Origin of the sequence: Microcystis sp. M53598_WE2 (genome assembly GCF_030067735.1) — a bacterium.
Classification (GTDB): Bacteria; Cyanobacteriota; Cyanobacteriia; order Cyanobacteriales; family Microcystaceae; genus Microcystis; species Microcystis aeruginosa.
Window position 1 is genome coordinate 1 of record NZ_JASJFE010000530.1, and the last position, 8197, is coordinate 8197.

Below are 8197 nucleotides of genomic sequence, written 5' to 3' on the forward strand. Positions count from 1 at the left end.
ATCGAGGTTGAAATGGATCTACGGATAATAAAGCTAAAGTTTCTTGGATATTTTGAACTAAAAAAGCCTGTTTTTTCACAACTTTTCGAGCATTTCTAATAAATATATTGGAGCGTAATAAAACAAAATTCACGAAAGGATTTCCTCCATGATTTGTTCAGGTGTCATGGGTTGACATTGACCTTGTGCAAATTCTTGTTGAGCTGCTTGAACATCTCTAATCAACTCTGTTCTTTTTTGATCTCGAAGACGATTCTGTAAGATATGAATGAGATTTTCTTGATCTTCAAGGGGAAGTTGCTCGGCTGCTTCTAAAATCTCTGCAAAGGTTGTTTGTATTGCCATTTTCTTAAGGGGCGATCGATTAAACTATCTAGAATTTACAATCAAGGATAAAAATAGCGAGAGTTACCGCATAACCATTTATTATATCGACATTTTTTGTCTAGTCAACCCAGAGGACAAAAAACAGAAACTTGACCTATATTCACCGGGTAAAGAATGTTATCTAGAAACATTCCCGACATTTCCGAAAATGGCCAAGGGTTGCTGATTTTTTTCTTAACCACAAAGACACAAAGGACACAAAGAGAGAGAGTAAGATATTTTCACTACTCTAAGAGCGCCAAGAGAGCCGAATCATCTAAGGACTAATATGAATTTGACTGAGAATATAACGCAAGCGATCATAATCATCCTTAAGTAAAACACTTAACTGTCTGCCCACATTCACTAACCATTGTCGATCGGCTTGACGCAATTGATACATCTGACGGATAGAAGCAGCTGCCAAAGCTTCCACGGGAGTATTTTTGACCTGTAATAAAATTCGTAAAAAGTCTAATTGTTCACTAAAATAAACCACTTCTAACGACTCACATTGATAAACCGCCTGATGAATTTGTGGGGGACGGGGAGGAATATATTGATAGATATAACCTCGCCCGGCACCATTGCCATTAAATTGTCCGGGTAAGGTTTCAAAACCGACAATAGTTGCCCGAAATTCCGTTTTTAACATAGCGAAAATCTGCGGCTGTTGTTCCCGCAATTCAGCCAAAGATAACCCCAAAGCTCTAGCGCGATGTACCGAATCGATGGGGGCAGTGGTGGCAAAGGTGACAATCCCAAAAATCTTATTACCCGTTTCTTCATCGTAGGCTTTTACCCAACTACCAAAAGCAGGCATAAAAGGAAAGTTTAACTCCTCTGGTTCCAAACATTGCGCTAAGAACTCGGTCGTCGTCGTCTCGATAACTTCGGCGATATGATCGGGATGGCGGTTATCCGTGGCCAATTGCGGTAAGGGTGGACGCATGGTTATTTTTTGCCTTTAGCGGGGGCAATAATTACTTCTTCTAATTCCGAGAGATTAAAGGTAACTAACTTATCCCAGTTGCCCCCCTCAAAAAGAACGGCCACTTTCCCATCGCTTAAACGCTGGGCTAAACCTTCAAATTTATAGTAGGTATCATCGGGATTGGTGACTCGAACGGTACTACCTGGCAAAATCATAGGATTGACGACGAAATTATAATTAACTGTCTTTTAGCTTATCAAAAATTAGTTATCGCTCGTCGGTCGTCGGCCGGCAATAAGAGGTATGAGGGGATTTGGCATCATCCCCGGACGAAAGGCTGTTTACCGAGAACTGAAAAAAGCTCCCCACTTCCCCAACAATGAATAATAGGTTCCAATCTCAGTGATCTGTGCTACCATTCGGGGTAAATTCAAGCGATCTCCAGACACCTATGAGCAAGGTTCTCGTGTTGAATGCCTCCTACGAACCGCTAAATATTACCAGTTGGCGGCGCGCGATCGTTTTATTGTTGAAAGGAAAAGCTGAATCCCTAGAACATAACGGAAAAGTGGTTTGTCGTGACTTACCCTTGCCTTCTGTTATCCGTCTTAGGCAATACGTCCGTGTTCCCTACAAGGAAATTCCTTTAACCCGTCGTAATATTCTCGAACGAGATCATCACACCTGTCAATACTGTCTCTACCGAGGTGAACAATTAACCATCGATCATGTGATTCCCCGTTCTCGCGGAGGGGGTGATACCTGGGAGAATCTAGTGGCGGCTTGTGTGCGTTGTAATGTGCATAAAGGCAATCGTACACCAAAAGAGGCCAATATGTCCCTGCACGCCCAACCCCGTCGTCCCTACAGTAGTCTCCACTTTGAGCTATTAAAGCACACCAGGGGGAATCACAATCACGAATGGCGTAAATATGTCATCGGCATTTAGGGTGAGAAAGGCATGGTGAAACCAAGACCAAAATTGATTCCCATGCCATTATTATTAGTCTGGGTGCGAGGATTGGCAACTCCCGTGCCTAGATAAACCGAACAACCAGGACAGGGGGAATTGACTCGGTAGCGCACCGCCATGGGATCATTGGGATCGGTGATAGTTACTCCCTGATTGTTTAAATCTTTAATTAGATTGGTGACGGGTTTGAAAAAATCGGCGCTGGGGGGTTGACTTGGTTGCAGTTCTAGGGTTTGTTCTTGGGAAGCAAGAACAATTTCCGAAGCGATAACTAGCAGTAGAGAGGTGGTTAAGCCAAATAAACCCAGATTATTTTTGATCTTCATTTTTTTATCACCGAGAGATTGTTAATTTCTTCTGGTAAGAATTTTAGCGTTTTCTCACCGGAAAAGACCCTACCCTAATCAGTAAAATTTTTTTACTGATTTCTACCATACTTATAATAAGCGGCACAAGCACCTTCACTAGAAACCATACAAGTACCGATGGGATGTTCTGGAGTACAAGCAGTCCCAAATACTTTACATTCCCAGGGTTTTAAAACACCTTTAAGAATTTCGCCACACTGACAAGCTTTGTGATCTTTAACGCGCTGATTGGGTAAAGTAAATTTCTTCTCCGCATCAAAATTACTGTACTCATCTCGCAGTTTTAATCCTCCTTGAGCAATTTCTCCTAAACCTCGCCATTCAAACTGATCCCGCAGTTCAAAAACTTGCTTGATTGCCGATAAAGCGACTCTATTTCCTTGATTTTGTACCACTCGATCGTACTGATTTTCTATCTCACATCTCTGCTCATCTAATTGTTTTAATACCATCCAAATTGATTGGAGAATATCCAAGGGTTCAAACCCAGAAACTACCACAGGTTTATGATATTCTTGGGCAATAACTTGATAGGGTTCTGTGCCAATTACCATGCTAACATGACCAGGACCAACAAAACCGTCTAACTGTAAATCTGGGTTATCTAACAAAACTTTCAGAGCGGGAATAATCACCACATGATTAGAAAATAAACTAAAATTAGTGATGCCATCTCTTTGTGCTTCTAAAACGGTTAAAGCGGTGCTAGGAACGGTTGTTTCAAACCCTAATGCTAAAAATATTACTTCTTTATCGAGATTTTCTCTAGCAATTTTTAAGGCATCGCGAGGAGAATAAACCATGCGAATATCATCACCTTTTGCTCGCGCTTGTAGCAGACTCAAATGGGAACCAGGGACACGCATAGTATCGCCAAAAGTTGTCAGAATTACGTTCGGTTTTTGTGCGAGAAAAATGGCATCATCTAAACGACCTCGCGGCATCACACAAACGGGACATCCGGGACCATGAATTAATTCGATAGTTTCTGGAAGTATTGCCTCGATACCGTATTTAAAAATTGAGTGGGTATGACCTCCACAAACCTCCATAATTTTAGTAACTTTTTGCCGCTTTTCAGAGATTCTTATCGATAATTGTTCTATTTGTTGAATTAATCCTGCCGCTTTAACCGGATCACGAAATTCATCAACGTATTTCATAACAAGCTTTCTCTCTATAAGTGGTTGGACAAAAGTAAAGTTAATTGTGGAGCCGGTCGTCGGTCGTCGGTCGTCAGTAATAATTGCCGTAATTTACATTTCTTAAGATAGACAACAGCATTAATTTGTGGCTAACTAATTAAGAACATTAATTATGATTAAATTCTTCCTCTAATTCCGCTAATTGTGTTAATAAATTTAAGGTTTCTTGCGCCTCATCTTCATCGATTCGATTCATGGCAAAACCCACATGAACTAATACCCAATCCCCTACACAAGTATTAGCAGGATGGTCTTCATCAACAATGCAAGCGATATTTACTTCTCTTTTTACACCCCCCACATCGACGAGAGCGAGATGATGGTTTTCATCAATAATTGCTGTAATTTGTCCCGGTATGCCTAAACACATAGTTTTTACCTTAAATCTAGTTTTTGTTAATTATGGGCTGATTTTTTGGGTAGAGATTGCAGTAATATCAACTGACAGCCCTTCTCATAAAGATGAAGTATAAGCTAATTTGGTATCGACTCCCGACGACTGGCTCCCGAAAAGGAAACCCGAGTCAAAGGTCATCCTTTTTACTTGCTCTTACCTGCCATTCTGGACTATTGCCCTCAAGAACAGCTTTTTTTCCCGTATCTTTTTTAAGATTTCCCCTGTCCCGGACCGTGGACACTATCCCAACAAGGGTAAAACTTTTGTATTAGGGACTACATCTATGATAAGAAATTATTCAATCAATCGATCGGGTGACATTCTAGGCTATGATTTCCCTGACTATAGTTATTTCTCTACATTAAGGAAAATCTACGATGACAACCTTTCCCATCGATTTGAGTGCCTATAAACCCATCAGTCTCGACCCCAGTAACCCCACCCTCACCGACCACCAAAGAAGCGCCCTAAAAGCCAATATCCAACTTTGTCGCGATGCTATCATCTTTTTTACTGCCACGGGTGCGGCCCGGGGTGTGGGTGGACACACCGGCGGTCCCTACGATACCGTCCCGGAAGTGGTGATTCTCGATGCTCTTTTCCGCAGTCAACCTAGTCAATTTGTACCAATCTTCTTCGATGAAGCAGGACACCGCGTCGGTACTCAATATCTCATGTCTGCGTTAGAAGGTTCTTTACCCGCAGAACAATTAATGCACTACCGCGAGGCCAATTCTAAACTCCCCGGACACCCGGAATTAGGATTAACCCCAGGCGTAAAATTTAGTTCTGGCCGTTTAGGACATATGTGGCCCTACGTTAACGGTGTCGCTTTAGCTAACCCCGGAAAAACCGTTTTTTGTTTAGGTTCCGATGGTTCTCAACAGGAAGGCAATGACGCGGAAGCTGCCCGTTTAGCCGTGGCTCAACACATCAATGTTAAGCTGATTATTGATGATAATGATGTGACGATTGCTGGTAATCCTTCCAAATATTTACCCGGTTATGATGTGGCTAAAACTCTCGCCGGTCATGGACTAAAAGTGTTAGTGGGAGATGGGGAAGATATCGATAGTTTGTATCGCAATATCTGTGAAGCAATTAATACTCCCGGCCCGATTGCGATTATTAATAAACGTCCCATGTGTCCCGGTATCGAAGGTTTAGAAGGTTCTAACCACGGTCATGATGTGATTTCTGTACCCTTGGCTTTGAAATATTTAGAGGCAAAAGGACACAGTGCCGCCGTGGAATATCTCAACAGTATTAAGAAGCCTTCTAATGACTATAAATTCCTCGGTTCTGGGGATAAATGGGGTTCTAACCGCAACGTTTTCGGCGAAGCGGTAGTCAGTCTTTTAGGCAAAATGAGCGAAGAAGAACGCAAGGCTAAGGTATTAGTAGTAGATAGCGATTTAGAGGGTTCCTGCGGTCTGAAAATTATCCACGATAAACATCCCGAAGTGTTTATTCCTTCCGGTATTATGGAACGGGGCAATCTTTCGGCAGCCGCTGGTTTTGGTATGGAAAAAGGTAAACAGGGAATTTTCGCCACCTTTGCCGCTTTTCTAGAAATGTGTATTTCTGAAATCACCATGGCGCGTTTGAATTATTCTAATCTTTTATGTCATTTTTCCCATTCCGGTATCGATGATATGGCGGATAATACCTGTCACTTTGGTTTGAATAATTTCTTTGCCGATAATGGACTCGATGACGGTTACGAAACCCGTCTTTATTTCCCGGCCGATGCGGCACAAATGACCGCTTGTGTCGAGGCAACTTTCCATCAACCCGGTTTACGTTTTATCTTCTCGACTCGTTCTAAAACTCCCAATATTCTTGATACTAACGGTCATAATTTCTTTGGCGATGGTTATACCTTTGTCCCTGGAAAAGATGAAGTAATTCGGGAAGGCACTGCCGGTTATATCATCAGCTTTGGAGATGGTTTATACCGCGCTTTAGATGCAGTGGAACGCTTAAAACAAGAAGGTGTTGACGTGGGTTTAATTAATAAACCGACTCTCAATGTGGTGGATGAAGAAATTATCGCTAAAGTTGGTAGTTCTCCCTTTGTTTTAGTGGTAGAAGCATTTAACCGTCGTACGGGTTTAGGTAGCCGTTATGGTTCTTGGTTACTCGAACGCGGTTTAACTCCTAAATACGCCTATATCGGTACTCACCACGAAGGTTGTGGCGGTTTATGGGAACAGTTCCCCCACCAAGGTATTGACCCAGTTGGTATCATTAGTAAAGTTAAATCTTTAATCGCTTAGATAGTATTTTAGGGTGGGCTTTAATCAGTTATCAGTTATCAGTTATCAGTTATCAGTAAACAGTAATTAGTAAACAGTCATCAGAACGTAGGTTGGGTTGAAGCATGAAACCCAACGCCTGCATCGGTTACGCTACCGCTAACCCATCCTACAAATAATTGTGCCTCCCTACTTAGGTTTTAGATTCGGCCCTTGTGAACAGTAATCAGTAATCAGTAATCACTGGACATCTTTAATAATTAAGATTTTAGCTTGGTTGAGAGATTGAACATTTGTACTAAAATTTCCAAGACGCAGTTTAAATCCCTGACAGCTTATAAACTTTAGCCGCTTAAATCGCACCATTGAGGGGAAATCCCCCTGAACTAGGTACGGTAAGCCCCTAGAAGCCAACAAACCGGTCAATCTAGAATAGTCTCAAGGGTATAAAAGTAATCTCTTATAGAAAATGCAGCCAACCAATCCACAACAATTTACAGAAAAAGCTTGGGAGGCAATCGTCAAAACGCCGGACATTGCCAAACAGAACAGCCAGCAACAAATCGAAAGCGAACATCTAATGAAAGCCCTTCTCGAACAGGAGGGATTAGCGGGCAGTGTCTTTAGTAAAGCTAATATTAGTCTAGCCCGTTTGCGGGATCGAACCGATGATTTTATCCGTCGTCAACCGAAAATCTCTAACCCCGGCGACTCGATTTATTTAGGTCGTAGTTTAGATAGTTTACTCGATCGAGCAGAAAATTATCGCCGAGAATTTGGAGATGACTTTATCTCGATCGAGCATTTGATTTTAGGTTACGCTAAAGATGATCGCTTCGGTAAAAATATTTTTCAAGAATTCGGACTTACCGAAAACAAACTCAAGGAAATTATTCAACAAGTCAGAGGTAGTCAAAAAGTGACCGATCAGAATCCAGAAGGCAAATATGAGGCCCTAGCAAAATACGGACGGGATCTCACCCAATTGGCACGGGAAGGTAAATTAGACCCCGTAATTGGACGGGATGACGAAATCCGTCGCACCATTCAGATCCTCTCGCGTCGGACTAAAAATAACCCAGTTTTAATCGGGGAACCGGGAGTAGGAAAAACAGCCATTGTCGAAGGATTAGCCCAGCGGATTATTAACCGTGATGTGCCAGAATCTCTGTTAGATCGGACTCTCATTTCTCTCGATTTAGGTGGCTTAATTGCGGGAGCAAAATATCGCGGAGAGTTTGAGGAAAGATTAAAAGCTGTCCTCAAGGAAGTCACCGATTCCCAAGGCAATATCATCATGTTTATTGATGAAATTCATACCGTTGTCGGTGCGGGAGCCACTCAAGGGGCAATGGATGCGGGCAATTTATTAAAACCAATGTTAGCCCGGGGTGAATTGCGTTGTATTGGGGCCACTACCCTCGATGAATACCGCAAATATATCGAAAAAGATGCGGCGTTAGAAAGACGTTTTCAAGAGGTTTTAGTGGATGAACCAAATGTGGTCGATACTATTTCGATTCTTCGCGGTCTCAAAGAACGTTATGAGGTGCATCATGGGGTGAAAATTGCCGATAATGCTTTAGTGGCAGCGGCACTGCTTTCTAATCGTTATATTAGCGATCGCTTTTTGCCGGACAAGGCCATTGATTTAGTTGATGAAGCGGCGGCAAAATTGAAGATGGAAATCACTTCC

At 42.2% G+C, this 8197-nt stretch carries 9 protein-coding genes and 1 pseudogene; 3 read left to right on the forward strand and 7 right to left on the reverse strand.

Annotated elements, in window-relative coordinates:
* The 4 genes and pseudogenes from PX636_RS22675 to PX636_RS10785 form a co-directional block, all read right to left on the reverse strand.
* A pseudogene (locus tag PX636_RS22675) lies at nucleotides 1-133 on the reverse strand (type II toxin-antitoxin system RelE/ParE family toxin); the annotation flags it as partial.
* On the reverse strand, nucleotides 130-345 hold the full coding sequence (locus tag PX636_RS10775) for a hypothetical protein (RefSeq protein ID WP_288117143.1): 216 nt from the start codon (nucleotides 343-345) through the stop codon (nucleotides 130-132). The gene PX636_RS10775 and the pseudogene PX636_RS22675, both read right to left, overlap by 4 nt.
* A gap of 298 nt (nucleotides 346-643) precedes the next feature.
* Nucleotides 644-1318, reverse strand: coding sequence for an HAS-barrel domain-containing protein (locus PX636_RS10780; RefSeq protein ID WP_002759297.1), 675 nt, complete (start codon nucleotides 1316-1318; stop codon nucleotides 644-646).
* 2 nt (nucleotides 1319-1320) lie between these two features.
* Nucleotides 1321-1515, reverse strand: coding sequence for an NAD(P)H dehydrogenase subunit NdhS (locus PX636_RS10785; protein WP_002759298.1), 195 nt, complete (start codon nucleotides 1513-1515; stop codon nucleotides 1321-1323).
* Nucleotides 1516-1751: 236 nt separating this feature from the next.
* Here PX636_RS10785 and PX636_RS10790 point away from each other — a divergent pair, with 236 nt between their 5' ends.
* Nucleotides 1752-2249: an HNH endonuclease gene (locus tag PX636_RS10790; protein WP_002759301.1), complete on the forward strand. Its 498-nt coding sequence runs from the start codon at nucleotides 1752-1754 to the stop codon at nucleotides 2247-2249.
* On the opposite strand, the gene PX636_RS10795 is transcribed toward PX636_RS10790, so the two are convergent.
* The 3 genes from PX636_RS10795 to PX636_RS10805 form a co-directional block, all read right to left on the reverse strand.
* Entirely contained in the window at nucleotides 2246-2599 is a 354-nt protein-coding gene (locus PX636_RS10795; RefSeq protein WP_002797286.1) for a hypothetical protein, read from the reverse strand. The two genes, PX636_RS10790 and PX636_RS10795, sit on opposite strands and share 4 nt — an antisense overlap.
* A gap of 92 nt (nucleotides 2600-2691) precedes the next feature.
* Nucleotides 2692-3804 (reverse strand): hydrogenase formation protein HypD, encoded by a 1113-nt coding sequence (gene hypD, locus PX636_RS10800; protein WP_288117144.1) that lies wholly within the window; start codon nucleotides 3802-3804, stop codon nucleotides 2692-2694.
* Nucleotides 3805-3952: 148 nt separating this feature from the next.
* A complete protein-coding gene (locus tag PX636_RS10805) occupies nucleotides 3953-4216 on the reverse strand; it encodes a HypC/HybG/HupF family hydrogenase formation chaperone (protein WP_045359865.1) in 264 nt (87 codons plus the stop codon).
* Between the two features lie 404 nt (nucleotides 4217-4620).
* Between PX636_RS10805 and PX636_RS10810 the strand changes: the two genes are divergently transcribed.
* Both PX636_RS10810 and PX636_RS10815 read left to right on the forward strand, forming a co-directional pair.
* Nucleotides 4621-6522 (forward strand): thiamine pyrophosphate-binding protein, encoded by a 1902-nt coding sequence (locus PX636_RS10810; protein ID WP_288117145.1) that lies wholly within the window; start codon nucleotides 4621-4623, stop codon nucleotides 6520-6522.
* Between the two features lie 448 nt (nucleotides 6523-6970).
* Nucleotides 6971-8197: Clp protease N-terminal domain-containing protein (locus PX636_RS10815; RefSeq protein ID WP_288117147.1), on the forward strand; the 1227-nt coding region annotated here is incomplete at its 3' end.

Excerpts from the sequence above, each read along its gene's own strand:
- PX636_RS10810 (WP_288117145.1), top strand. The coding sequence starts at position 4,621 with ATGACAACCTTTCCCATCGATTTGAGTGCCTATAAACCCATCAGTCTC.
- PX636_RS10795 (WP_002797286.1), bottom strand. The coding sequence starts at position 2,599 with ATGAAGATCAAAAATAATCTGGGTTTATTTGGCTTAACCACCTCTCTA.
- PX636_RS10785 (WP_002759298.1), bottom strand. The coding sequence starts at position 1,515 with ATGATTTTGCCAGGTAGTACCGTTCGAGTCACCAATCCCGATGATACC.
- PX636_RS10790 (WP_002759301.1), top strand. The coding sequence starts at position 1,752 with ATGAGCAAGGTTCTCGTGTTGAATGCCTCCTACGAACCGCTAAATATT.
- PX636_RS10775 (WP_288117143.1), bottom strand. The coding sequence starts at position 345 with ATGGCAATACAAACAACCTTTGCAGAGATTTTAGAAGCAGCCGAGCAA.
- PX636_RS10780 (WP_002759297.1), bottom strand. The coding sequence starts at position 1,318 with ATGCGTCCACCCTTACCGCAATTGGCCACGGATAACCGCCATCCCGAT.
- hypD (WP_288117144.1), bottom strand. The coding sequence starts at position 3,804 with ATGAAATACGTTGATGAATTTCGTGATCCGGTTAAAGCGGCAGGATTA.
- PX636_RS10805 (WP_045359865.1), bottom strand. The coding sequence starts at position 4,216 with ATGTGTTTAGGCATACCGGGACAAATTACAGCAATTATTGATGAAAAC.